The organism is Fibrella aquatilis (assembly GCF_017353255.1).
In the GTDB taxonomy this organism is placed as follows: Bacteria; Bacteroidota; Bacteroidia; order Cytophagales; family Spirosomataceae; genus Fibrella; species Fibrella aquatilis.
The window spans coordinates 93,274-118,249 of the sequence record NZ_JAFMYU010000019.1; the positions used below are offsets into that span (position 1 = coordinate 93,274).

General features: G+C 53.3%; 25 protein-coding genes. 21 read left to right on the top strand and 4 right to left on the bottom strand.

The annotated features are described in order from the left end of the window. The first annotated feature begins 62 nt into the window (after positions 1-62). The 6 genes from J2I48_RS20560 to J2I48_RS20585 all read left to right on the top strand — a co-directional run bounded on the left by J2I48_RS20560 (position 63) and on the right by J2I48_RS20585 (position 6,711). Positions 63-2,054, top strand: a complete 1,992-nt coding sequence (locus J2I48_RS20560; RefSeq protein WP_207337381.1) for a histidine kinase dimerization/phosphoacceptor domain -containing protein — start codon at positions 63-65, stop codon at positions 2,052-2,054. Between the two features lie 15 nt (positions 2,055-2,069). Next, positions 2,070-2,849 carry a response regulator gene (locus J2I48_RS20565; RefSeq protein WP_207337382.1) on the top strand — a complete coding sequence of 260 codons (780 nt, stop codon included), beginning with the start codon at positions 2,070-2,072 and terminating at the stop codon, positions 2,847-2,849. A 79-nt stretch (positions 2,850-2,928) separates the two neighbouring features. Next, positions 2,929-4,473 (top strand): glutamate--tRNA ligase, encoded by a 1,545-nt coding sequence (gene gltX, locus J2I48_RS20570; protein WP_207337383.1) that lies wholly within the window; start codon positions 2,929-2,931, stop codon positions 4,471-4,473. Positions 4,474-4,575: 102 nt separating this feature from the next. Then, entirely contained in the window at positions 4,576-4,875 is a 300-nt protein-coding gene (locus J2I48_RS20575; protein ID WP_207337384.1) for a hypothetical protein, read from the top strand. Positions 4,876-5,076: 201 nt separating this feature from the next. Next, on the top strand, positions 5,077-5,856 hold the full coding sequence (locus J2I48_RS20580; protein WP_207337385.1) for a TIGR00266 family protein: 780 nt from the start codon (positions 5,077-5,079) through the stop codon (positions 5,854-5,856). Between the two features lie 114 nt (positions 5,857-5,970). Beyond that, positions 5,971-6,711, top strand: a complete 741-nt coding sequence (locus J2I48_RS20585; protein WP_207337386.1) for a methyltransferase domain-containing protein — start codon at positions 5,971-5,973, stop codon at positions 6,709-6,711. A gap of 24 nt (positions 6,712-6,735) precedes the next feature. On the opposite strand, the gene J2I48_RS20590 is transcribed toward J2I48_RS20585, so the two are convergent. Then, on the bottom strand, positions 6,736-7,146 hold the full coding sequence (locus J2I48_RS20590; RefSeq protein ID WP_207337387.1) for a hypothetical protein: 411 nt from the start codon (positions 7,144-7,146) through the stop codon (positions 6,736-6,738). 123 nt (positions 7,147-7,269) lie between these two features. On the opposite strand from J2I48_RS20590, the gene J2I48_RS20595 reads away from it, so the two are divergent. The 5 genes from J2I48_RS20595 to J2I48_RS20615 all read left to right on the top strand — a co-directional run bounded on the left by J2I48_RS20595 (position 7,270) and on the right by J2I48_RS20615 (position 11,472). Continuing rightward, complete coding sequence (locus J2I48_RS20595) at positions 7,270-8,199, top strand: LysR family transcriptional regulator (protein WP_207337388.1); 930 nt, start codon at positions 7,270-7,272, stop codon at positions 8,197-8,199. Positions 8,200-8,211: 12 nt separating this feature from the next. Continuing rightward, positions 8,212-8,502: a hypothetical protein gene (locus J2I48_RS20600; protein ID WP_207337389.1), complete on the top strand. Its 291-nt coding sequence runs from the start codon at positions 8,212-8,214 to the stop codon at positions 8,500-8,502. Positions 8,503-8,652: 150 nt separating this feature from the next. Then, on the top strand, positions 8,653-9,516 hold the full coding sequence (locus tag J2I48_RS20605) for an SGNH/GDSL hydrolase family protein (protein WP_207337390.1): 864 nt from the start codon (positions 8,653-8,655) through the stop codon (positions 9,514-9,516). Next, positions 9,513-10,820: a flavin-containing monooxygenase gene (locus tag J2I48_RS20610; RefSeq protein WP_207337391.1), complete on the top strand. Its 1,308-nt coding sequence runs from the start codon at positions 9,513-9,515 to the stop codon at positions 10,818-10,820. The genes J2I48_RS20605 and J2I48_RS20610 overlap by 4 nt, the downstream gene beginning before the upstream one ends. Before the next feature lie 163 nt (positions 10,821-10,983). Then, the gene (locus J2I48_RS20615) at positions 10,984-11,472 is read left to right on the top strand and encodes an RrF2 family transcriptional regulator (protein ID WP_207337392.1); all 489 of its coding nucleotides are present in this window, start codon (positions 10,984-10,986) and stop codon (positions 11,470-11,472) included. A 142-nt stretch (positions 11,473-11,614) separates the two neighbouring features. On the opposite strand, the gene J2I48_RS20620 is transcribed toward J2I48_RS20615, so the two are convergent. Next, on the bottom strand, positions 11,615-13,135 hold the full coding sequence (locus J2I48_RS20620; protein WP_207337393.1) for a DUF4301 family protein: 1,521 nt from the start codon (positions 13,133-13,135) through the stop codon (positions 11,615-11,617). Positions 13,136-13,248: 113 nt separating this feature from the next. Next, positions 13,249-13,893: a DUF1345 domain-containing protein gene (locus J2I48_RS20625; protein WP_207337394.1), complete on the bottom strand. Its 645-nt coding sequence runs from the start codon at positions 13,891-13,893 to the stop codon at positions 13,249-13,251. Positions 13,894-13,952: 59 nt separating this feature from the next. On the opposite strand from J2I48_RS20625, the gene J2I48_RS20630 reads away from it, so the two are divergent. The 4 genes from J2I48_RS20630 (at position 13,953) to J2I48_RS20645 (ending at position 17,063) form a co-directional block, all read left to right on the top strand. Further along, entirely contained in the window at positions 13,953-14,429 is a 477-nt protein-coding gene (locus J2I48_RS20630) for a gliding motility lipoprotein GldH (RefSeq protein ID WP_207337395.1), read from the top strand. Positions 14,430-14,450: 21 nt separating this feature from the next. Beyond that, positions 14,451-15,089, top strand: a complete 639-nt coding sequence (locus J2I48_RS20635; protein ID WP_207337396.1) for an LON peptidase substrate-binding domain-containing protein — start codon at positions 14,451-14,453, stop codon at positions 15,087-15,089. 56 nt (positions 15,090-15,145) lie between these two features. Then, positions 15,146-15,832, top strand: coding sequence for a peptide-methionine (S)-S-oxide reductase MsrA (gene msrA, locus J2I48_RS20640; protein WP_207337397.1), 687 nt, complete (start codon positions 15,146-15,148; stop codon positions 15,830-15,832). A gap of 238 nt (positions 15,833-16,070) precedes the next feature. Further along, positions 16,071-17,063 (top strand): ribonucleoside-diphosphate reductase small subunit, encoded by a 993-nt coding sequence (locus J2I48_RS20645; RefSeq protein WP_207337398.1) that lies wholly within the window; start codon positions 16,071-16,073, stop codon positions 17,061-17,063. Between the two features lie 138 nt (positions 17,064-17,201). Here J2I48_RS20645 and J2I48_RS20650 read toward each other — a convergent pair whose 3' ends face one another. Beyond that, the gene (locus tag J2I48_RS20650; RefSeq protein ID WP_207337399.1) at positions 17,202-17,663 is read right to left on the bottom strand and encodes a regulatory protein RecX; all 462 of its coding nucleotides are present in this window, start codon (positions 17,661-17,663) and stop codon (positions 17,202-17,204) included. A gap of 108 nt (positions 17,664-17,771) precedes the next feature. On the opposite strand from J2I48_RS20650, the gene J2I48_RS20655 reads away from it, so the two are divergent. The 6 genes from J2I48_RS20655 (at position 17,772) to J2I48_RS20680 (ending at position 24,887) form a co-directional block, all read left to right on the top strand. Continuing rightward, entirely contained in the window at positions 17,772-18,623 is an 852-nt protein-coding gene (locus J2I48_RS20655; protein ID WP_207337400.1) for a 3'-5' exonuclease, read from the top strand. Positions 18,624-18,667: 44 nt separating this feature from the next. Continuing rightward, complete coding sequence (gene nuoK, locus J2I48_RS20660) at positions 18,668-19,015, top strand: NADH-quinone oxidoreductase subunit NuoK (protein ID WP_229376565.1); 348 nt, start codon at positions 18,668-18,670, stop codon at positions 19,013-19,015. Between the two features lie 115 nt (positions 19,016-19,130). Further along, on the top strand, positions 19,131-21,065 hold the full coding sequence (nuoL, locus tag J2I48_RS20665; protein WP_207337401.1) for an NADH-quinone oxidoreductase subunit L: 1,935 nt from the start codon (positions 19,131-19,133) through the stop codon (positions 21,063-21,065). 21 nt (positions 21,066-21,086) lie between these two features. Beyond that, the gene (locus J2I48_RS20670) at positions 21,087-22,556 is read left to right on the top strand and encodes a complex I subunit 4 family protein (RefSeq protein WP_207337402.1); all 1,470 of its coding nucleotides are present in this window, start codon (positions 21,087-21,089) and stop codon (positions 22,554-22,556) included. 118 nt (positions 22,557-22,674) lie between these two features. Further along, positions 22,675-24,102, top strand: coding sequence for an NADH-quinone oxidoreductase subunit N (locus tag J2I48_RS20675; protein WP_207337403.1), 1,428 nt, complete (start codon positions 22,675-22,677; stop codon positions 24,100-24,102). 275 nt (positions 24,103-24,377) lie between these two features. Further along, positions 24,378-24,887 (top strand): GtrA family protein, encoded by a 510-nt coding sequence (locus J2I48_RS20680; protein ID WP_207337404.1) that lies wholly within the window; start codon positions 24,378-24,380, stop codon positions 24,885-24,887. Positions 24,888-24,976 lie beyond the last annotated feature (89 nt).

The window sequence follows — 24,976 nt, forward strand, 5'->3', positions numbered from 1 at the left end:
GCATCTTATTGGGTCGAAATCGCTCTTTCTTCGGCCACATGAACAGATGGCATTGCTGGCTTATGGGAATACTCTGGGCTGCTTTGCTGGGCGGCCCGTTGGTAGCACCATGCCAGCAGAGTGCCACGTTCCGCGCCGACTCGATGTTGACCGAACGGCTCTACGACCGGTATCTGGCCATTAAAAACGACAACAAAGATTCGGCGGCGATCTATGCCCGGCAGATTTTGTCGTTAGGGCAGCAGCGAAACGTGCCGTTAGCGCTGGGGCGGGGCTATTTTTTGCTTGGCCGGGTTTATGCTGATCAGGGTGATTATACCAGGGGCATACAGTATGAGCTACGGGCACTGCGGGTTTATCAGTCGATTAAGCGAAAGACGGGCGTGGCAGGGGTATATAACGAGATGGCGCTGATGTATAAGCAAATGGCCACCATCAGCGGCGAGCAGCATATTCAGCCCCTGTTAGAAAAAGGCCTCGTCTATGCCCGCGAGGCCCTGGCGCTTTATTCAGAGGCTAAAAGCTGGAACAACGTCGCGTCGGCCTATAACCAGATGGGTATTATCCTGCGCGACCTCCACCGCAATGACGAGGCTGAATGGGTATTCAGAACGGCCATTTCGCTGCTTGAAACCAGGAAGATCAGTGACCCGGTGGTGCTTTATGGCAACTTGAGCGAACTACTGATAGCGCGGGGGCAGTATGATGAAGCCATTGCGCTGCTGGAAAAGGCACAAGTATTCAATGCCGCTAAACCGCGCCTTGTTTATTCTGAATACCTCAACCTGCGGCTGAGCCGGGCCTATGAGGGCAAGAAAGATTACGCAAAAGCTGTTCCGTATGTGCAGCAATCAGTACAGATGGCGCGGCGGCTCAATGAGTCGGCCCGACTATTGCGGTCGTTAGGAGCGGCGCAGGCTATTTACGAGGCAGCGGGCGACCCGGCCAAAAGTCTGGCGCATTTGAAAGAGTTAAAGGCGTTGGAAGATTCGTTGCAACGGGGCGAGAGCGTGCGGGCCGTGACAGAATTACAGGCTCAATACGCCAACCGCCAATCTCGCGACTTGGCCACTATCGAAGCTCAGAAGCAGCAGCAGATTAGCGCTGTGAAAACCCGCCTGCTGCTTAGTCAGCAACAAGCCCTGGCCCGTATTGAGGCAGATAAAGCCCACCGGATCTCGCTGATTAGCAGCCGCGCCGACGTAGAAAAAGCCCGTGCCGTGGCCGAAGTGAAAAGCCGCTATGAATTAGAAAAAAACCAAGCCCGCTTTGAACAGTTGAATAAAGCCAATGAGCTGAAAAACAGGCAGATGGCATGGCTTAGTGGGGGGGTGGCACTGCTGTTGTTACTGTTATTGTTAAGCTACCGGCAGTCGGTACGTATTCGGAAAAACCGCGAACAGATTGTGCAGCAGGCCGACCAGATGCAGATGCTGATGAAAGAACTGCACCACCGCGTGAAGAATAACTTAGCTGTGGTATCAGGACTGTTGGAACTACAGGCCAGTCGGTTACCCAATGGTGCGGCACGGCGGGTATTGCAGGAAGGACAACAGCGGGTGCAGGCTATGGCCCTTATTCACCAGCGCCTCTACCAGTCCGACGCCATCGCCACTATCAACATGCGCGAATATGTGGAGCACCTAGCTAGTTCATTAATGCATGCCTATGGCCATATGGCTGGTAAATTCGACCTGACCATAGAGGTGGGCGTTAGTACGCTAGATACCGACACGGCCATTCCGGTAGGGTTGATTTTGAATGAACTGCTTACCAACGCCTTCAAACATGCCTACGAACACGTGGCCCGTCCCAGTCTGCGTATTCAACTCAATCAGCCCGTTGGTACTAACGGCGCTGGCGGGCTTCTGCTTGACGTGCAGGATAACGGCCCCGGTCTTGACCTGGCAACCTGGCACCAACCCGAAGGCTCGTTTGGTAAGCGGCTGATTCAGGGGTTGGCCGAACAAATTGGGGCAAAAGTCACTGTAAACAACCGCGATGGCTTATCTTTCCGGCTCTACGTGCCAGCATCGCCGCTGGCATCGGCCTGACAAGTTATTGCCCGCATGCACACCCCTGTACATATTTTAGTGATCGAGGATGAGGCTGTTCTGGCCATGACCCTCAGCGATAAATTAGAAGCCGAAGGCTATACGGTAGTAGGTGTAGCAAACAACGGCGCCAAGGCCCTGAGCCTGTTTATGGCCAATCCTGTTGACCTGATTTTAACCGATATTCAGATCAAAGGGCCGTGGGATGGTATTGAGACCGTTCACCAGCTTATGCAGCAACGCCCCGTGCCAGTGATCTACCTAACGGCTTACGCTGACAACGAAACCGTTGGCCGCGCCAAACAGACTTATCCTGCCGCGTACTTGTCTAAACCGTTCGATATCAGTAGTTTACGATTGGCTATTGACCTAGCCATCCATAATTTTGTGCAGCGCAACAGCCCCGACGTAGCACCTGCCGATATGGCAACGACAACCTCGCCTACTGAACGTGACCTGGTGCGAGACCCCATTTTGCTGGTAAACGACCAGCTATTTCTGAAGCAGGGTTACCAGTTTGTAAAAGTAAACCTAGCCGATATTGTCTTGCTCGAAGCCGACAATATATATACTACGTTTGTGACCCAAGTTCGCAAGTATGCCCTTAGGCTACCGCTAACCTCCGTTCTGGAGAAAATGCCCGCCAAACGGTTTGTCAGGATACACCGGTCATTTGCCGTCAACGTGAGTCAGGTAGACACCTTCAGCGACCATGAGGTGACGCTGGGTAAGCACAGTGTGCCCATGAGCAAAAATTTCAAAGACGAGTTCATCCACCGCCTGCGGGCATCATAACAAGGGGGTCTTCGGTAAACAGTAAACAGAAGACTCCTTTGTGGGTGTATTTTTGCAAGTTCGTTTTTGACACCATGATATGCCTGATTTAGTTCGCGACGTGCGCGTCCGTTTTGCACCCAGTCCCACCGGTCCGCTCCACATTGGCGGGGTCCGTACGGCACTGTATAACTACCTGTTCGCCCGGAAAACGGGCGGCAAAATGCTCCTCCGTATTGAAGACACCGACCAAAATCGGTTTGTGCCGGGGGCTGAAAGCTATATTATTGAGGCCCTCAACTGGGTAGGTATCCAGATCGACGAGGGGCAAACTGCCAATGGTCCCCTGGGGCCTGATGCACCTTACCGGCAGTCGGAACGGCGCGAGATTTACCAGCGCGAGGCTCTCCGGCTGGTAGAAGAAGGTAAAGCCTATTACGCCTTCGACACTGCCGACGAACTCGACGCCATGCGCAAGCGGCTGGAAGAAGCCAACGCCCCCGCCGCGCAGTATAACGCCATTACCCGACTACAGATGCGCAACGCCCTCACCATGCCCGCCGCCGATGTGAAGGCCCGCATTGAGGGGGGTGAACCGCACGTGATTCGGTTGAAAACGCCTCGCAAAGAGGAAGTTAGGCTCAACGACATCGTGCGCGGCTGGGTCAACGTGCATTCATCGGCCATTGACGATAAGGTACTGTTGAAGTCTGACGGGCTGCCTACCTATCACCTGGCCAACGTGGTTGATGATCATTTGATGAACATCTCGCACGTGATTCGGGGGGAGGAATGGTTGCCTTCGGCTCCGCTGCACGTATTGCTGTATCGGTACCTGGGTTGGGAGGCCACCATGCCGCAATTTGCCCACCTGCCCCTGCTGCTGAAACCTGAAGGCAACGGCAAGCTAAGCAAGCGCGATGCTGATTTGGGTGGTTTCCCGATCTTCCCACTGCAATGGACCGACCCATTTAGTGGTACCGTGGCACGGGGTTTCCGCGAAGACGGCTATTTGCCCGAAGCCCTAGTCAATTTCCTCTCCCTGCTAGGCTGGAACCCCGGCACTGAGCAGGAACTCTTCGGAATGGACGAGCTGATCGAGGCATTCGACCTGGAGAAAATCCACAAAGGTGGTGCCCGTTTCGATATTGAAAAGGCCGATTGGTTCAACCAGCAGTACCTGCGTCAGCGGCCCGATGCTGAGTTGGCCCCCGCCGTACAAACGCAGGCAACCGCCGCTGGACTGGATTGTCCGCCCGAAAAGGCCGAAGCGGTGGTGCGTTTGCTGAAGGAGCGAGTAAGCTTCGCCAGGGACATTTTCCCCGAAGCCCATACCATTTTCTATGCCCCCAACACCTACGATGAAGCCATCCGCGCCGCCAAGTGGAACGACGACGCCCGCAAGGCCGTGACCGTCTTTCGCGACGCGCTGCTGACTTACGATGGTCCTTTTGAAGCCGATGCGATTAAACACCTTCTGGCTGACACCCTCACGGCCGCGGGCATCAAACAGGGCAAGATCATGCAGGCTATGCGCCTGGCCCTCACCGGCTCTGGCGTTGGCCCCGATCTGATGCTGAGCATGCAGATCATGGGCAAAGAGGGGGTAGTGGCACGACTGGAGAATGCACTGGCAAAACTGTAGTCTGGCTTATTCAGTTAACTGCAAAGCAATGCATGTTCTAGTCCACGGTTTGAATCATGGACCAGGCTAACGATACAGCAACTTCCCTACATCCGTCAGTTTATGGCTAAGAAGAAACCACTCCCCAACCCCGACGAGCCAGAAAAGCCACGGGTACACAAAGAACTCGAAGGGTTCAATATTGAGATTAACTCGTTCGGCGAGATCGTCACGAGCTTCGAGATCGACAAGATCAACCAGTTTCTGAACCGGACTGTAGACGATAAAAAACTACGCCACCGCGACGATTTGAAAGCCCTCAAGGGTGAATCACCTGACAGCGACGACGATGCTGATGAGGCCGACGACCCCGAAAAACTCTTCGACGAAACCGATGACATTCTGCCCGACGAAGGGAAGTAAAAGAGGGGAACAAGGTTCAAAGTTTAAGGTCTAAAGTTTAAAGTTGGCTGACGCACTTAGTCTCTTGCGTCAGCCAACTTTAAACTTTAGACCTTAGACTTTGAACATCAAAGCCCCTTCCACGTCCGTTTATCCAATTTCCTTCGGGTCAAATCGGCTAATCTGATAGCTTTCGTGTCATAACCAATCCACTGGTGAAACATGACTTCTCACGAGATAGACTACAAGATTATTGGCGAGGACATCCAGGTCGTTGAAATAGAACTGGACCCCAACGAAACCGTCATTGCCGAAGCCGGGGCGATGTTGTTTATGGAAGACGGCATCACGTTTGAAACCAAAATGGGCGACGGCTCGCAGGCAACTGGGGGCTTTCTAGGCAAGCTGATGCAGGCCGGCTCGCGGCTGGTCATGGGCGAATCGCTGTTTATGACGCACTTCACCAACCGGGGAAGTGGCAAGAAAAAGGTGGCGTTTGCGGCTCCGTATCCCGGCACAGTCATGCCCATCAATTTGGCCAATATTTACCAGAATACCCTGGTTGTGCAGAAAGATGCCTTTTTGTGTGCCGCGTTGGGCACAAAACTCAGCATTCATTTTAACCAAAAACTGGGCGCGGGCCTGTTTGGCGGTGAGGGGTTCATCCTTGAAAAAGTGCAGGGCGATGGCATGGCGTTTATTCACGCCGGTGGGGTGGTAATGAAACGGCAGCTTAACAATGAAACCATTCGGGTAGACACCGGCTGTGTGGTGGGTTTCGAACCACAAATCGACTTCAGCGTCGAGCGGTCGGGGGGCTTGCGTAGCATGGTGTTTGGCGGCGAAGGCATCTTCTTGGCCACATTGCGCGGCACGGGTACCGTCTGGATTCAGTCTATGCCCATTTCGAAACTCATTCAGCGGCTGGCACCCTATGGTGGCAACGCCAACAAAGAGGGCGGTTCGGTGCTGGGGCAATTGGGTAATTTGTTTGAGGGCTGATACACAAGCTCATGCTATTCTTAGATACCTTTCGGCTTGCGTTCGTCGTTGAGTAAATGCCTACAACCTATGGGGTTACAAGATGATTTAGCGTTTTGTTTAAATCCCAAGCCAATGACTAATCGTGCCATAACCAGCGACGAAACGGCGTTTACCGACGAAGAGTTTGACGAAATATATCCCCAGGGTATCGAAGCGAATTTTTGGCATACCTGCCGAAATCGACTGATAATGAATGCGTTATCGCCTGGTTTGTTATATATGGATGTGGGTAGTGGACGGGGTATTGTGACCGATTACCTCTTCAAACATGGGGTTGTTATTGAGGGCGCCGAACTGGGTGATTCGAACCCCATGCCCAACAACACGGTACCGATACACTACAAAACGAACGTGACCGAGCTGCCCGAGACGTTACGACTTCAGGTGGGGGCGCTCACATTTTTCGACGTCATCGAACACATTGAGCAGCCCATTCCTTTTCTGGAAACTATTCTGAAGGCTTACCCCAATGTGACAGAACTGGTCTTCACCGTGCCAGCCCGGCAGGAAATCTGGACGAATTTCGACGAATTTAACCGTCACTTTATGCGCTATAGCCTGCCCGATATGCGCCGGGTGGTGGAGGCGCTTGGGTTTCAGGTTGTTACGAACCGATACTTTTTTCAATCGCTTTACTGCCTGCTTTTTGCTAAAACGCGGTTTTCGCGTACTGACCGCAACGAGCAGCAACGACCTCCCAAAGGCGTTGTTGCGCTGGCCCATGGCCTTATTGGCCACCTGATGTATTGGGAAAGTAAACTCCTGCCCAGTGGCTGGTACGGATCGTCTGTGCTGTGCATAGGCCGGAGGTAACCCTTCCTGGGTGCTGGATGTTCGTTAGGGAAGTATGACGGCTTGGTATTCGCCGTTTACAGAAGTCAGTTGTAGGCGCCGCACAACGTGCTTTTTATCTACCCAGACGTCGAGCCAATACGTGCCATTGTCTAATTCCCGCAGGTCAAGCCGACGGGCAAACAGCGGGTTGTCAGATCGTGAGTGAGCAGTGTATATCGTTGTTTTTTGGTCGTCTCGTAACCGTATACTCGTGTTGGCATAGGGGTTTTTGTCGATCGATATATCGAGCAGTGCGCCACCCACAGGTGTGATGATTAGCGTGAAGGCCTCTTGCCGAATAGTCTCAGACCCTATGCCATTGACATAGGTTTCGCTCAGCTGTGCATAGCTGGTCGATAATGCTAACAGGCTGAAGACGAAAGCTGTTAGGAAGCTGTAGTAGGCGTTTTTCATAAAGCAGCGCGTCTAAACTGAGTGGAGATCAATGACTTGATTGTAAAGCACTGCATCTTTATTTATGTTCGGAAATGCTATTTTTACATGGATTGATGCCGCCGGGGCATAACCAGTTAATCCATGGAACTACGCTTATTACGCGCATTTCGTCAGGTGGCTACCGATCTGAACTACTCACGGGCGGCCGAGAAATTATTTGTGGCGCAACCGGCCCTTAGCAGGCAAATTCAGAGCCTGGAAGATGCTATGGGTGTGCGTTTGTTCGACCGCGACAAGCGAACTGTGCGCCTGACAGCCGCCGGAGCATACCTCAACGAACAGCTAGGCTCTTGGTTCGATACCCTGGACCACCTCACTGAGCAAGCGCAGCGTATTCACAACGGTGACCTCGGCGACCTACGCATTGGCCATCCCGGATCAGCCCTCTACTCTGTCCTGCCCGATGCACTGGCCGACTTTTCGCGGCTGTATCCCGGTGTAGTCACCTCGTTGCGTGAGGTCAACGAGGTTGAGTTGCAGGAGGCGCTGTTGCAACAAAAAATTGATGTCGGTTTTGTGCGTGAGTTGCCGCAGGACCCGCGCCTGAGCAGCCGAATGGTGCTGGAAGAACCTTTTTCCCTGGTATTGCCGCGCAATCATTGGCTCAACCCCAGCACGTTTACGAGTTTGGCGCAGTGCCACGATGAGCCATTTATTCTGCCTGCTCTGGGCAAGAGCATCACCTACACCAGGCAACTACTAAGCCTGTTTGCCACGCATGGTTACACGCCAAAAGCCCGCTATGAGTCTAACTACGGGGCCACCATCTTGCGGCTGGTAGAAAAAGGGCTAGGCTTGGCGGTATTGCCTATTTCTTACCAGTCGGGTACCTCGCTCAACCTGCGTTTCCTGATCCTGCCTAACAGCACACAGCTCTATCTGATCTGGCGCATGAACGACCCGAATCCGGTGGTGAATAACTTCCTGGCCGTTTGTGAGCAGGTAGCTGCCGACTGGCCCGTAAAGCCACCCGAACTTTCGACAGAGCGAGACCGTTTTTCAACAGAGTAAGTCTTATTGATTATGGAAGTTATCTGCACAAACGACAAGTTTCCGGCCCCTGTGTTGGCCTTCTACGCCGAATTTGGGGTACAAACGCCGAAGAAAGATACGCTTTACACCATCAGGCAGGTGAAGCAGCACACCACTGGCGAAACGGGCGTATTGCTGGCGGAGATACAGAATCCCGACGTGCCGGTGAAGCACCCCGTGCTGGGCGAGGTCTGGTTTGAGCCTACCTTCAACGTGAATCGCTTTGCCACGCTGTTGGGCCAACCCATCCGCGAAGAAGAACTCGCCGATGTGACCACATAAAGCAGAACGATGTTGAATATTATTAACCGATACCCTAGCCGGGTATCGGTTTTTTTGTGGTCGTGGTGGTTTGCTGTCTGGCAACTGAACAAAAAGGCCTACCTTTGTTTTATAAGTTTTGTTTTATAAAATCTTGACATCGGTCTATTTATGTGGTATGTAATTGTCGGCCTTTTGCTCAGCATTCCGGTTGGCGTTTACTTCTGGCTACGCAGCAAAGTGCTACACCACCGGCCAGAAAATTACCCCAATACGGCACTGAAACTGGCTGATAAACAGGTAGTTGTCTGCATTGGAGATAGCATCACCCACGGCAACACAGGGGCTAACTACGTCGATCTGCTAGCGACCACCTTTGCCGATAGGCCCTGGCAGTTTTTCAACGCTGGACGTAACGCCGACCTGACTTACACCCTGCTCGACCGGCTGGACGATGTTATTCAACTTCAGCCCGACCTGGTTACGGTGCTGATTGGTACCAATGATGTTAACGCCACACTGAGCCAGTGGCGGCTGAAAGAATACCGCGACATCGGGCGAATTGACCCCGGCGTAACGCCCAGTTTCGAGTCGTTTCAGGCTAACTATCGGCAGATCATCAGTCGGTTACGGGCTGAAACAAAGGCCCGTATTGCGCTGGCGTCACTGCCTGTTATGGGCGAAGACCTTACCCACGAAGCCAACCTACGCGCTGATAGCTATAGTCTGTTTATTAAACAGTTATGTATTGACGAAGGCCTCACCTACCTGCCCGTGCGCGAAGAGATGAAGGCTTACCTAGGCGATTTCCCTACCAAACGACGTTACGGTTATGAGGCGGCGCGGCGGTTGTTGACGGTGAGTGTAGCCCGTCATTATCTGTTTGGCCATTCGTGGGACCAAATCTGTGCCGCCAACGGCAATCAGCTTACCCAGGATATGCTCCATTTCAACAGCATAGGTGCCCGGATCATAGCGGGCCTGATAACCCCTTTTCTTCAGACATTACAACCTCAGCCTGCTACTGCGTTATGACACCTACTGTTTGTATTATCGGGGCCGGTTCGTCGGGCATTTCGGCCGCTAAAGTGCTGCAACAGAAGGGTATAGCCTTCGACTGTTTTGAGAAAGGATCGGCCATTGGGGGCAACTGGCGCTACAATAACGACAACGGCATGTCAAGTGCTTACCGGTCGCTGCACATCAACACCAATCGTATGGTGATGGCCTACAGCGATTTTCCGATGCCCGCCGATTATGCCATGTTTCCGCACCATAGCCAGATTATCCAGTATTTCGAAAACTACGTACAGCACTTCGGCATAGCCGACAAGATCACCTACAACACCACCGTGACCAACGTGCGGCGTAATGAGGGGGGGGGCTATCGCGTAAGCACCAGCGATGGGAAGGAACACACCTACGACCACGTAATTGTCTCGAACGGTCACCACTGGAATCCGCGCTATCCCGACCCTGCTTTTCCAGGGCAGTTTGCAGGGCAGGTGATGCATTCGCACGATTATAAAGTGCCCGAACAAATTCAGGGCAAAGACATCCTGATTGTAGGCATTGGCAACTCGGCGGTCGATATTGCCTGCGAAGCCGCCCGGCAAGCCACTGGTAATAAAGTAGTTATTTCTACGCGGAGTGGGGCCTATATTCTTCCAAACTGGTTAATGGGCATGCCGTTTGATTCGCTGGCCAGCCCGCTCACGGCCAAACTGCCCATGACCCTGCAACGGCTATTGCTGAAAGCCTCGTTATTGCTGGCGCGGGGGCGGCAAGATGCTTACGGAGTGCCCGTACCCAAGCGCCCCTTGTTGAGTGAGCATCCCACCATTTCGCAGGATCTGCTTAACATAGTAGGTCGGGGACTGGTGCAGTTTAAGCCTAATATTCAGTTGTTTGAGGGCCACGACGTGGTCTTTATCGACGGCACCCGGCAACGGTTCGACATGGTTATCTATGCCACAGGCTACAAGGTGACGTTCCCGTTTTTTGCTCCTGATTTCATCAACGTCGAAGCTGACAATAACCTGCAATTGTACCGGCGGGTGGTGCATCCCGACTATCCGGGGTTGTATTTTCAGGGACTGGTGCAACCGTTGGGGGCCATTATGCCCCTGGCCGAAATGCAGGCTAACTGGATTGCCAGCCTAATTGTGGGCGAGTGCCGCCTACCTGACCGCACCACCATGCTGGGGGCTATTAGGCGTGATGCCGAACAGAACCTGCAGCGATATAAAGAGTCGGCGCGGCATACATTGCAAGTTGATTTTCACCCCTATAGGGAAAGTATTGAACGGGAGATGAAACGGTATGCCTATAGAGTATAGGAACTTTTTTGGCCCGATATATGATAGACTTGGTAATTGACGAAGTTAAAATTTGACTGATATAGAGTTGGTTACTAACTTCGGCGTTTGTTGTTTGGTAATTACTACCTAATCTGTGTTTCTTCTCACCTAGCCGCGATGAACGGTTCGACTACCGTAACCAATGATCTCAAAGAAAGCAAAGTACGCCATTAAGGCGCTCAAAGTACTTACCGAAGAGTTTGGTAAGGGTCCCGTTCTCATCTCTTACATTTCGGCAAAAGAGAGCATTCCCAAAAAATTTCTGGAAGCTATTCTGCTCGAATTGCGTAACCACGGCATTCTGCAAAGCCAAAAAGGCAAAGGCGGCGGCTACCTGCTCCGCATAGACCCGGCCCGCGTGAATCTGGCCCAGGTATTGCGTGTGATCGACGGCCCCATTGCTCCTACTCCCTGCGTTTCATTGAATTTCTACGTGAAATGCGACGACTGCGAAGACGAAGTTACCTGTGCCCTGAAACCCATTATGGAGCGCGTTCGGGATGCGAACTTAGGTGTATATGAGAACACCTCGCTGCTGACGTTCCAGAACTTGGAGTCGCTGGAAACAAAAGAGATTTCGATTGGCTCACCTGCCGTTTCTGGCTCAGACGTCGGCCTCATGTCGGCCTAACTCATGGTCTGCGTATGATATAACGCTACTTCTATTTCAAGAACAAACCCCTCACTGGCTAAAACCAGTGAGGGGTTTGTTTTTGGTCATTAGTCATTGGTACGGTCCGACGGGATACGACCAATGACAGCGCAGCGAATAACTAATGACCAATTTCTGCTGGCTGGTGTTCGGCGCGGAGCAGGTCGTTGACGGTTTTTACGGGGTTGAACGTGATGAGTGGCACCTCCACAAACAGGGTGTTCCAGTTGGCCATGGCACCGTTCCAGAGGCCGGGCAACTCCTGCGCTTTCAGGTCTTTGCCGTCTTTCGATTTCTGGGTCACAAAGCCCGTCAGCGGGTCGCGGAAATCAGGGAGGTGGTATTTTTCACCCTGCCGGTTTTTTAGGCTACACACCAGATCGACGGGGTTAAAGTGCGTGGCCTGTTCAAAAATGGCTTTTTGCGACGCGTCGTCCATATCAATCTGCGCCGATTCGACCACCTGCAACGACACCGAACCGTCGGCGTTTTTGGCCCAGAATGGTCCGCCGCCGGGTTCGCCCACGTTCTTCACCATGCCACACACCCGAATGGGCCGGTCGAGTTTCTGACGGAAATAAGTCAGCTTGTCGGCGGTGCTTTGGTTCTCGAAACCAGCCGGTGGGGTCACGCACAGGGTCTGGCGCAAGAACGTATCTACTTCGGTCAGTACACCCTCGCTGGGGCTATCGTCGGCTAGTAATTCCTGGAAGCGGAAGAGTTGCTTCTGGGCATCGAGAAGCACCGTGGCGAGCACTTTTTTGAACGTGACGGTGGTCTCCTTCAACTCGTCGGGTACCACGTTATCCACGTTTTTGATGAACACGATGTCCGCGTCGATGTCGTTAAGGTTCTCAATCAGTGCCCCGTGTCCCGCCGGCCGAAATAGCAGCGAGTTGTCGGCATTGCGGAAGGGCGTGTTGTCCATGTTCACCGAAATGGTATCGGTAGCCTTTTTCTGTTCTGAAAACGACACCTGGATATCGACCCCCAGCCACGACTCATAGTCAGCCAGCTCATTGTTAATGAGGGTTTCAAAATGCTGCCGATGCTCGGGTGAGACCGTGAAATGGACCCGTACCTGCCCATCGGCGTTGGCGTAGGCGGCTCCTTCTACCAAGTGTTCTTCCACAGGTGTGCGCGGGCCGTCAGCGTAGTTATGGAATTTCAGCAGGCCTTTGGGCAAACTACCATAGTTCAGGCCTTTGTCGGTAAGCAGGTAGGTGAGCACCGTGTGGCGGTCGTTAGCGGTCAGTAACTGATCTAGCTCCAGACCGTCTTTAGCCAGGGCGGCTTTCAGGTCGTCGTAGAAAGCGAAGTCGTCGAGACGCTCAAAAAACTGGTCAGTAGCCTTGTCTGATTTGCCTTCCAGCGCCGCAAACAGCGATTTGAACATGCGTGTGGCCGCCCCCGACGCCGGTACGAATTTCATGAGGTCGAGGTCGCCCGCCTGCTCGTCATACTGACGGATGTAGCGCGTCAGACGGTCGTCGGGCACGTGAACCATGCCATCGCCGATGGTGGCGGCGCGGATGACGTGGAGGAAAGGAAACCCGTCGACGAAATGCTGTATTTGTCTTTCCACCAGGGCTACTGAAGCACCCTGCGCGGCAATTTGGTCAAGATCGGCTTGCGTAAACATGAAAAGCGATGCGGTTTTATCAAGGCAAATTGCCCCTTTCAGCTAAGTATCGCAAGGCAGCACGAGAAAACTTAGCGAGTGAAAAGCCGTAATGCCCCTCCGCCAGCCCGCTACTACAACAAACTGGCCACGACGTTGATACTGAGGGCGATGATGAGGGTGTTGAAGCCAAATGAGATGAGGCTGTGTTGCAACACCATGCGCCGGAAACGCTGATTGGTAGGGCCAACGTCGGCCACCTGACTAGTCATGCCAATGCCAAACGCCACGTAAGCAAAGTCTTGATAGTCAGGATTTTCGGTATCCGGAAAGTTCAGGCCTGTGCCGGGGTTAGACCGATAGTACATGTGGCCGTAGCGAAGAGTAAACAGGGTGTGCAACAGTGTCCAGGAGCTGAGCACCGTAATCACCGACAGTCCCGCGTAGAGCTTAAGGTGCCCAGGGTCGGCTTGCTTCACCATGTCGACCAAAAAAACAACGCCAAACAGGCTGGCAAAGGCCGCTGAAACAGCAAATAGTAGTATAAACACCCGCCCCTGATCCTGAAGCTTGTACGTTTGTCGGGTTTCGCTAGGATGTAAATTTGCCATAGTGATGAGCGTCAACGCGTTGATTGTCAACGAATAGGACAAGTAAACGACCAGTACACGAATAGGCAGGGTGAGGATTTGATAAGAAACACCAAGCGCAATGGCTGCCACGCCGAGGCCAATGAGTAGCCGGTGGTGTGCATCGAGGCGGGCTAGCTGGGTTAGCATACGTTGGGGTGATGAACTGCTTCGTGAGTAGCTTTGTGTACGTTGTTAAAGGAATCCGTATGCGCCACTATTGTTTATACGTTGCCCTGCTCCTGGGCGTAACCGCCTGTGAGCAAGACCCATCTGTTGTCTACAAAGAAAACGTGGACATTGAGGGGGGCAAGTGGTACGTGAAAAACACCCCGTCGTTTCGGTTTACCATTACCAACGCTGCCGTTCCCTACGACCTGTATTACACAGTACGCAACGGACTGGCCTACCCCTACTATAACCTGTATTTGACCCGCTACCTCACCGACGAAAAAGGCCACGAGATTGAATCACGTCTGGACGAACTCTTGCTGATGGACCCTAAAACCGGGCAACCCCGTGGCAAAGGACTCGGCGATTTGTATGATAATAAGGTAGTGCTGAAACGGGCCTACCGATTTCCCAAACCCGGTACCTACATCCTTCGCATTAAGCAGTACATGCGTCAGGACCCCCTGCCCGACTTGGTCAGCGTGGGTATCAGCGTTGAAAAAAGCAGTCAGTAAGCTCTCATTCGTGCACACTTTATGGACACACCCATTCCTTTCTTTCCCCTCGGCCTGGTGGTTTACCCCGGCGAAGACCTCAATCTACACGTATTTGAGCCGCGCTATCGGCAGCTCATCAACGAATGCCTGGAAGAAGAAAAAGCTTTTGGCATCCCCGCCTTCATCGACAACAAACTGCCCGGCTATGGTACCGAAGTACATGTAACGATGCTTCATCAGCGCTACGATGACGGGCGTATGGACGTGAAAACCAAGGGCTTACGCGTGTTCAAGATGAACGAATTTCAAAATCCGCTGCCGGGCAAGCTCTACGCCGGGGGTACCGTTCAGTTTGTGCTGCCCGCCCCTGACCCTACGCCCAATCAGTACCTCAACGCCCTGCTCGACCGGCTGGGGCGGCTCTACGACCTATTGCAGATCGAGACCGATTACGACCCTAAGAAAGGGGCCGATTTTTCGTACCGCATCAGCCATAAAGTAGGCCTGTCTATTGAGCAGGAATATGAGATTTTAACCCTCGACCGCGAGTCTGACCGGCAGCAACTGCTTATTCAGCACCTCGACAAAGTCATTCCCGTAGTAGCCGACATGGAACGCACCAAAGAACGCATCCGGTTGAATGGGCACTTTAAAAATTTAGACCCGCTTACGTTCTAAATCATCCGGTTGCTGGTTATACGTATATACGGTTAGCTAACAAACCGATCCGATCTATGAAACCTTACGTTGCCGTTGCCCTGTTACTTGCTCTGTTTTCGGCGGGCTGCGCTACCAAAAAAGCGGCCGATAAAGAAGCCCGGAGCGAAGCCAAAAACACCGCCATTGCCCCGCTGCCCGAACCCAAACCCGGCGAGGCCGTAGCCACATTTGCGGCGGGCTGCTTCTGGTGCATCGAAGAAGAGTTTGAATTGCTCAAGGGCGTGCGTGATGCCGTGTCGGGCTATGCGGGCGGGCCGGGCGGACAGCCTACCTACGAAGAAGTAGGCTCGGGTAATACGGGTCATGCCGAGTCGGTGCAGGTGTATTACGACCCCAAGGTGATTCCCTACGACACGCTGGCGAAGGCTTTTCTGATGGCCCACGACCCCACCACGCTTAACCGGCAGGGACCCGACCGGGGTACCCAATACCGGTCGGTGGCGTTCTACCGCACCCCCGCCGAAAAAGCGTCGCTGGAGGCAGCTATTGCCCGGTTCAATGCGTCGGGCGAATACAAAGACCCGGTGGTGACGCAGGTAGTGCCGTTTAAGGCGTTTTACCCCGCCGAGGTGTATCATCAGGGCTACTACCGCGCTCACCCCGACGATTTCTACATCATGAGTGTATCAACGCCCAAAGTAGAAAAATTCAAGAAACATCTGGCCGACAAGCTGAAACCTGAATTGGTTGATAATCAGTAAATTGCTTGAGTAATTACTAGATTAAAGCCGCTGTTTTAACTTGCCTGTACGTATCAAAAAGCACCCGTCTCCGATAGGATTGGGTGCTTTTTATTTACAGAAATGCCCATTGGATAACCTCAGAAATATATCTGGCGGTAACTGGTAGCGGGGCCGGTCGAATCGTTATTTTTGTCTACCACAACCAATTTTAACGGGCCGACCAGGCGGTCTTTCATCGCTAAACAACTCATACCTTATGCTTACCGAAGTCAGTGTAGAACCCATTCTGGAAGAAGATAAAAACCGCTTTGTGCTGTTCCCCATCAAGCACGATGACATCTGGCAGATGTATAAAAAGCACGAAGCATCGTTCTGGACCGCCGAAGAAATTGATCTTGGGCAGGACATGAAAGACTGGAACGCGCTGGGCGACGGCGAACGGCATTTCATCTCGCACGTGCTGGCCTTCTTCGCCGCCTCCGACGGCATCGTGAATGAAAACCTGGCGGTCAATTTCCTTTCTGAAGTGCAGTATGCCGAGGCGAAATGCTTCTACGGTTTCCAGATCATGATGGAAAACATCCACTCGGAGACCTACTCGTTGCTGATCGACACGTATATCAAAGACCCCAACGAGAAAGACCGGCTGCTCAACGCTATTGACACCATTCCGTGTGTGCAGAAAAAGGCCGAGTGGGCCTTGCGCTGGATCGAAAATGGCAACTTCGCCGAGCGGCTTATTGCGTTTGCAGCCGTAGAAGGCATTTTCTTCTCAGGTTCGTTCTGTTCTATCTTCTGGCTGAAGAAGCGGGGTCTCATGCCCGGCCTGACGTTCTCCAACGAGCTGATCTCGCGCGATGAAGGCCTCCACCGCGACTTTGCCTGCCTGCTCTACACCGACCACATCCGCAACAAAATGGACCCAGCGGCGGTGTACGACATCATCCGCAACGCCGTAGAGATCGAGCAGGAGTTTGTGAGCGACGCCCTGCCCGTTTCGCTGATTGGCATGAACGCGGGCCTGATGAAGCAATACATCGAGTTTGTGGCCGACCACCTGCTGGTAACGCTGGGGTTGCAAAAGATCTACAACGCCACCAACCCCTTCGATTTCATGGATATGATTTCGCTACAGGGCAAAACTAATTTCTTTGAAAAGAAGGTAGGCGAGTACCAAAAAGCCGGCGTGATGAGTTCAACTACCAAAGAAAAAGAAGTCGGCAAATTCTCGATGGAGGAAGATTTTTAAGTTTAACGTTTAATGTCTAAAGTCCAAAGGGCGCAACGAAGGTTATTCTCGTTGCGCCCTTTGTATAGTTTGCTGTCCTGTGTGGCGGCGCGTAGCCTAAAGCGCGAAGTCACACAGGACATGAATGCATCTAAAAATTTATTCCTCTTCCGCGCCCAGCACTTCCCAGACTAAGTTCGATTCGTAGCCTTTGCTGAGGGCGTAGCGGGCTAATTTTTGTTTGACAATCAGCGGGTTATCGTCGCGGATGAGGCCGCGCTTTTTGTCGAGGAGTTCGGTGAGGCGGGATTTATAGTCGTCGGGGGTGATGTTGGCAAGGGCTTTGTTGAGGTTGTAGCCCGTGATGCCGCGCTGTTTTAATTCCTGCGAGATCTTGCGTTTGCCCCAGCCCATGACCCGGAATTTACCTCCTGCAAAACTGGTAGCAAACCGCTCTTCGCTCAGGTAGCCCTGCGTGATGAGTTCGGCAATAAGCTCTTCGGCATCGTCGCCGTAGATGTCCCATTTGTCCAGCCGTTTGCGCACTTCCTGCTGCGTCCGTTCCTGATACGCGCAGTACGAAGCGATCTTCCGCAGGGCATCTTTGAGGTATTCGGTCATAGGTATAAAACACCGTTGGCCGGGGCGGGGTTCGGAACGGCGCTTACCGGAAGCAATCCTCATGTATTTTTGTGGCTTACCAGTCCGACCTGCGAGACATAGCCGACCATGACCCATCACTTTATCCTGAAGAAGCCACTGGCCTTTTTCGACCTTGAAACCACGGGCGTCAACCCCGCCAAAGACCGGATCGTGGAACTCTGCGTGGCCAAGGCTATGATAGGGGGGGAGGTGCAGGTGAAAACGTTTCGGGTGAATCCGGGTATTCCTATTCCGCTGGAAACGAGCCTGATACACGGTCTGTATGACGACGACGTAAAGGACGCGCCGCCGTTTAAGGCTATTGCCCGCACGCTGGCACAGTTTCTGGAAGGCTGCGATCTGGCCGGGTTCAACAGTAACCGGTTCGATATTCCGCTGCTGGTAGAAGAATTTCTCCGCGCCAACGTCGAGTTTGACGTGAAAAACCGGCGGATGGTAGACGTGCAGCGCATTTACCACCTCATGGAGCCGCGCAACCTCACGGCGGCCTACCGGCATTTTTGCGGGAAAGAACTGATTGGTGCCCACGGTGCCGAAGTCGATACTATTGCCACGTTCGAGATTCTGGACACGATGGTGCAGCAACACCTGGGCCGCCCCATCCGCGACGAAGGGCGCAAGCTTGATTTCGTCCTGAGCAACGACGTAGAAGCGCTGGACGCCATTGCCCGCAATAACAACGTAGATCTGGCCGGGCGGATGGTATATAATGACAAAGGCGAGGCTGTGGTTAACTTCGGCAAACATGCCGGAAAACTGGTGCTCGACGTGCTAAAAACCGAGCCTGCCTTCTACGACTGGATGCAGAAAGGCGACTTTTCGCTGGATACCAAACGCCGCCTCACCGAAATCCGCCTTCGCTCATTAACGGGCGCACTGAATGGGACGCATTCGCGGGGCGCTTCACGGGAAAAATAGATTTTATCCTACCTTTGCCCGCACGTTAACATTCATTGGCACTTATGCAACCAAACGACGTAGCGGTCACCATTCCTGAGGTTATTCAACAGATTCCGCTGAATTACTACCTCATCTTTAGCACCGCCCTGTTTGTCATTGGCATCATTGGCGTACTGACCCGGCGCAACGCCATCATCATATTCATGTCTATCGAATTGATGCTCAACGCCGTGAACACCCTCCTCATCGCCTTCTCGTCGTACCGGTCAGACCCCACGGGGCAGGTATTCGTCTTTTTCATTATGGCTGTTGCCGCCGCCGAAGTGTCGGTTGGCCTGGCCATCATTGTCATGATCTATCGCAACATCCGCACCATCGATGTGGGGGTGCTCAACAAGCTTAAATGGTAAACCAGTTTGGAGTTTACAGTTTAGAGTTTTCAGTTGGCTGACGCAAACTTATTCTAGCGTCAGCTAACTGAAAACTCTAAACTGTAAACTCCAAACTGGAACCCCTTCGGTTTCTATGTCTCCTGATCTACTCTGTATCTTAATTCCGCTGCTGCCCCTGCTGGGGTTTGTCGTTAACGGGCTGGGTTTCCGCAAAGTGCCGACCAGTCTGGTGGGTATTGTTGGTCTGGCGGGGCCGGTGCTGGCGTTCTTGTGCGTCTGCCTGCTCTGGGGTCATTTCCACGCGGGCAACGACGCCGTTATTAAAACCACCCTCTTCGACTGGATCAGCGTCGGCGAGATGCACATCAACTTCTCGTTTCAGATCGATCAGCTCACTATGCTCATGCTGGGCATCGTGACGGGTATTGGCTCGCTCATTCATCTGTACAGCATTGGCTACATGCACCATGATGAGGGCTACGGCAAATTCATGGCGTTTCTGAACCTGTTTTTGTTCTTTATGCTCTTGCTGGTGCTGGGGTCCAACTTCGTTATCATGTTTATTGGCTGGGAAGGCGTGGGGCTTTGTTCGTACCTGCTCATCGGCTTCTGGAACACCAACACGAGTTACAACAACGCCGCCCGCAAAGCCTTTGTCATGAACCGCATTGGTGACCTGGGCTTTTTGCTGGGCATTTTCACGATTATGACCACGTTCGGCTCGGTTGAATACACCGACGTGTTCGAACAGGTGGTGGGCATGGAGGTAGGTGCGCCCGTGATTCTGACCATTACGCTGCTGCTGTTTGTGGGGGCAATGGGCAAATCGGCGCAGATTCCGCTGTTCACCTGGCTCCCCGACGCCATGGCTGGTCCTACGCCGGTGTCGGCGCTGATTCACGCAGCCACCATGGTCACGGCGGGTATTTATATGGTGGTGCGGGCCAACGTACTCTTTAGCATGGCCCCGCTCACGCTCGACATTATCGGCGGCATTGCCATTGCTACGGCCCTGCTGGCAGCCTCTATTGGTCTGTTGCAGAACGACATCAAGAAAGTGCTGGCCTACTCTACGGTGTCGCAGTTGGGCTATATGTTTCTGGGTCTGGGCGCGGCGGCTTATACGGCGGGTATGTTCCACGTTATCACCCACGCCTTTTTCAAAGCCCTGCTGTTTCTCGGTGCCGGCAGCGTCATCCACGCCATGAGCAACGAACAGGACATTCGGAATATGGGTGGCCTGCGGAAGTCGCTGCCCATTACGTTCTGGACGTTTTTGATTGGCACCATCGCCATTGCCGGTATTCCGCCCCTGGCCGGTTTTTTCTCGAAGGATGAAATCCTGGCGCACGTCTACGAACACAGCAAGGTGCTTTGGGCGCTGGGTTTGCTGGGGTCGGCCATGACATCGTTCTATATGTTCCGGCTGTTGTTCCTGACCTTCTTCGGCGAGTTCCGGGGTACAGACGAACAAAAACATCACCTCCATGAGTCGCCGCTGAGCATGACGTTGCCCCTGATCGTGCTAGCGGTGCTGTCGGCAATTGGCGGGTTTATGAACGTGCCCGAAGTGCTGGGCGGACATAGTCTGCTGGCTGAGTTTATGTCGCCGTTGTTCGATCAGGCGCGGCAGGCCAACCCAGCCTTGTTTGAGGCTAACGCCCTCGACCACGGCACCGAACTGATGCTGATGAGCATTTCGGCAGGGGTGGCTATCATCATGGCCGGAGCTGCCTACATCATGTACGTGCGCAACGCCGCCGTACCTGCTCCAGACTCACAGGCGCGGTCGTTGCCGCAGCAGGTGGTGTATGGCAAATACTACATCGACGATTTCTACGACCGGCTCATTGTGCGGCCCGTTCGCGGCCTGGGCGATGCCTTCTACAGCCTCGGCGAATTTGTGATCGACGCCGTAGTGGGCAGTGTAGCCTGGTCGGTGCGGAGCAGCGCGGGGGTGTTCCGCCGTGCACAAAGTGGCTCGATTGGGCTGTATGTGCTGTTGATGGTGCTGAGTATCACCCTGTTTATTGCCCTGCGCTTCTTCAACTGGAAGGTGTTTAATTGATCTCAATCGTCATATGTCACTATGCTTACGTTATTTCTAGTCTTATTTCCCGTCGTAGCGGCCGCAGCGGTTCTGTTATCTACTAATGCCACCGCCAAAACCACCGCCCTGGTGGGTGCCATCGGCGAATTGCTGATCGCGGGACTGGCCTTTTTCACCTTCGCTGCCAACGATCAATACCAGTTCGGTTTTGACTACGCCTGGTTTGAGGCTGCCGCCAACGGCACGGGCGGGGTGCGCCTGAGCGGGGCTATCGACGGCATTAGCCTGCTGCCGGTGGTGCTCACGGGCCTGGTTACGCCGCTTATTATTCTCTCGACGTTTAAACAGACCTACGCCCGGCCTACCTCATTCTATGCCCTAATCCTGTTTATGCAGGCCGCGCTGATGGGTGTTTTTGTGGCGCGTGATGGGTTCCTGTTCTACTTCTTTTTCGAAGCTGCGCTCATCCCGATTTATTTTCTGGCAGCCATGTGGGGCGGCGAAAACCGGATTGCGGTCACCTTCAAATTCTTCGTCTACACCATCTTCGGTAGCTTGCTCATGCTGGTGGCCCTGGTGTATCTCTACCGCCAAACGCCTCTGGTCAACGGGGTACATTCGGCTGCCATTGCTGATTTCTACGCCCTGAACCTACCGGCAAAAGCCCAGGGCTGGGTGTTTTGGGCCTTTTTTATTGCGTTCGCCGTGAAAATGCCCTTGTTCCCCTTCCACACCTGGCAGCCCGACACCTACGTTGAATCGCCCACCCCGGCCACGATGCTGTTGGCGGGCATCATGCTGAAAATGGGTGTCTACGGCCTTATCCGGCTTATTCTGCCCGTTGTACCAGAAGGTGTAAACATTTGGGGCAGCACCGCCATGATCATGGCGGTGATCGGCATTGTCTACGGGGCTATCATCGCCATTCGGCAGCGCGACATGAAGCGGCTCATTGCCTATTCGTCGTTTTCGCACGTGGGCCTGATGGCGGCGGGTGTGTTCTCGCGGTCGGAGATGGGCTTGCAGGGGGCGCTGATTCAGATGCTGGCGCACGGCATCAACGTGGTGGGCCTGTTTTTCATTGCCGAACTGATCTTGCAGCGCACCGGCACCCGGCAACTCGATCAACTCGGCGGCATCACGCGCAACACGCCCCGGCTCACGGTTTACTTCCTCATTATCCTGCTCGGCAGCGTGGCCCTGCCCCTGACCAACGGCTTTGTGGGCGAATTCCTATTGCTGGCGGGGGTGTATGGCTACAACCACTATATCGGCCTGGCGGCTGGGCTAACCATCATCTTCGGAGCGGTGTATATGCTGCGGATGTACCAGAAAAGTATGTTCGGACAACCCGCGCCCCGCACCGCCGCTTTTGCCGATTTGGCGGGCAGCGATAGTTATGTGCTCCTGATTCTCTGCGTGTTTGTGTTCTGGATGGGCCTCTACCCCGCCTCGTTCCTGAAACTCACCGAACCCGCCGTATTGAACCTTATGCAATTCATTAAATAATGTTTATTGTTTGCTGTTTACTGCGGCCCGCCGCCCGGTCTTCTGTTGCTTCGCCCTCGGCCTACTGACCCGCAAAGAAACAGAAGACAGTAAACAGCAAACAATAAACTGCCTTCAGATGCTTCCCATCATTCTACTTTCTCTTTCGGGCATTGCGTTGCTGTTTCTGGGTTTTCAGAAATCGCGGGCGTTGCTGCTGCCGGCTACCCTGCTGTTTGTGCTGATTGCGTTCGTTACTAATTTCCTGGATTGGGGAAAGACGTATATGTACTTCCGCGATATGCTGCTGGTGGATAACCTCGCCATGATTTTCACCGGCATTGTGTTGCTGTCTACGTTTATGGTGGTAGCCCTGTCGGGAAGTCTGGCCGATGACGAAGACGCGCAACCGGCTGAATATTACGCCATTCTATTGTTTTCGCTGGTGGGAGCCATCATGATGATCGGGTTTGAAAACCTGATTATGCTCTTTGTGGGCGTCGAAATCCTGTCGGTAGCCATGTACATCCTTACAGGCAGCGACAAGCGCAACCTCCGCTCTAACGAGGCGGCGCTGAAGTATTTTCTGATGGGGGCTTTTGCCACGGGTATTTTGCTATTTGGCATGGCCCTGCTCTACGGAGCCACCGGCTCGTTTGTTCTGTCGGGTATTGGCAACTATGCCGTGGGGGCTACCAACGCGGGCGGGTCCATGCTGCTGTTCTACGTAGGCATGTTTATGCTACTCATCGGAATGCTATTTAAAGTGTCGGCGGCGCCGTTCCACTTCTGGACCCCCGACGTGTATGACGGGGCACCTTCGCTCTTTACCGCCTATATGTCGACGGTAGTGAAAACGGCTGGTTTTGCGGCCTTGCTGCGCATCCTGACGGTTTCGTTCAGTGGTGTGTACAACTTCTGGTGGGTGGCTCTGGCGGCGGTGACGGTGCTCACGCTGCTTATCGGCAATATTACGGCGGTGTACCAGACCAGTTTCAAGCGCATGATGGCTTATTCTAGTATTTCACACGCGGGCTATTTGCTCGTTGGGTTGGTGGGCTTGTCGCAGGCGTCGAAGCAGGCGATTGCGTTTTATTCACTGGCTTACTCGTTGTCAACCATTGCTGCTTTTGGCGTACTGATGCTGGTGGCTCGCAATAGGCCGCTCAACGCAGTAGCCTTCGGTGACCAAACCACGCTGGCCCGCACCGACGAAAACTACGATGCCTTTAACGGCCTGGCCCGGAAAAACCCACTCCTGGGCTTTGTTATGGCTGTTTCTATGCTGTCGCTGGCGGGCATTCCGCTCACGGCGGGTTTCTGGGGTAAGTTTATGGTCTTTTCAGCTGCCGCCGACCGTGGGGCTATCTGGCTACTGGTGGTGGCCGTGCTGATGTCGGCGGTGGGTATCTACTATTATTTCCGGGTGGTCATTGCTATGTACTTCCGAGAGGGGCAGACAGACGAAATTCGCGTGGCACCGTTCTATAAAATTGTATTGATTGCCGCTACGGTGCTGACGTTACTACTAGGCTTGCTGCCTAACTTATTTCAAGGGGGGATTTAGTTTGTAGTTGGTGGTTTGTAGTTGCTTCGCGCTCTAGGCCCCTCGACTGCGCTCGGGGTGACAGGGAACTAGATTCAACTCAAGAGGATTGCTTAGCGGCTTGTCACCCCGAGCGCAGTCGAGGGGCCTAGAGCGCGAAGCAACTACAAACCACCAACTACAGACCACCAACTCCCAATTGTCCCGTTAGCTCAGTCAGGTAAGTTAATTGAGTTGAAAAAAGCGCCGGTCTGTACCTTTGCGGCATTAAACGGACCAACCCCAATTCATTCATCGTGCAGCCAGTTGATATCAGCATCGTGCAGACAGACAAATACAAAGCGCCACGGGAGTTTTTCTCCTTCTTCCTGACGGCGTTGCTCGGTGCCTCCATCAACTTTGTGAGTCGCATTCTCTACCGCGAATTTTTTACCATTGACTACAGTACGAGCGTTTTATTTGGCTACCTCACGGCCACTGTGCTAACGTTCATTCCCACCAAAAAATATGCCTTTGCCGCTGGTAATACAGGTAACACGAAGCGAGAAGCAGTTAAATTTCTGATCATAGCTGGTGTGGCGCTAATTGTACAGGTATATGTAGCCAAGCTGACACTAGAATACGTGGCCAATCCGCTCTTCCCCGGCCTGTCTAAAATTTGGCGCGAAACAGGGTCACACGTGGTCGGTATGGGCCTAAGTTTCCTGGCCAATTTCTTTGGCCATAAGCTGCTCACCTTCCGTAGTACGGGCGTGTATGACCGCATAAAATCGCGCACGAATCGACAGGATCAGGACACTTTCTAGCCGAACTCTATAGAACTAGTTTTCTGTAATTTTTCAAGACAACAGGCCGTTTTGAAAAGATTTTGGCCCTCTATATTGCACATAACCAA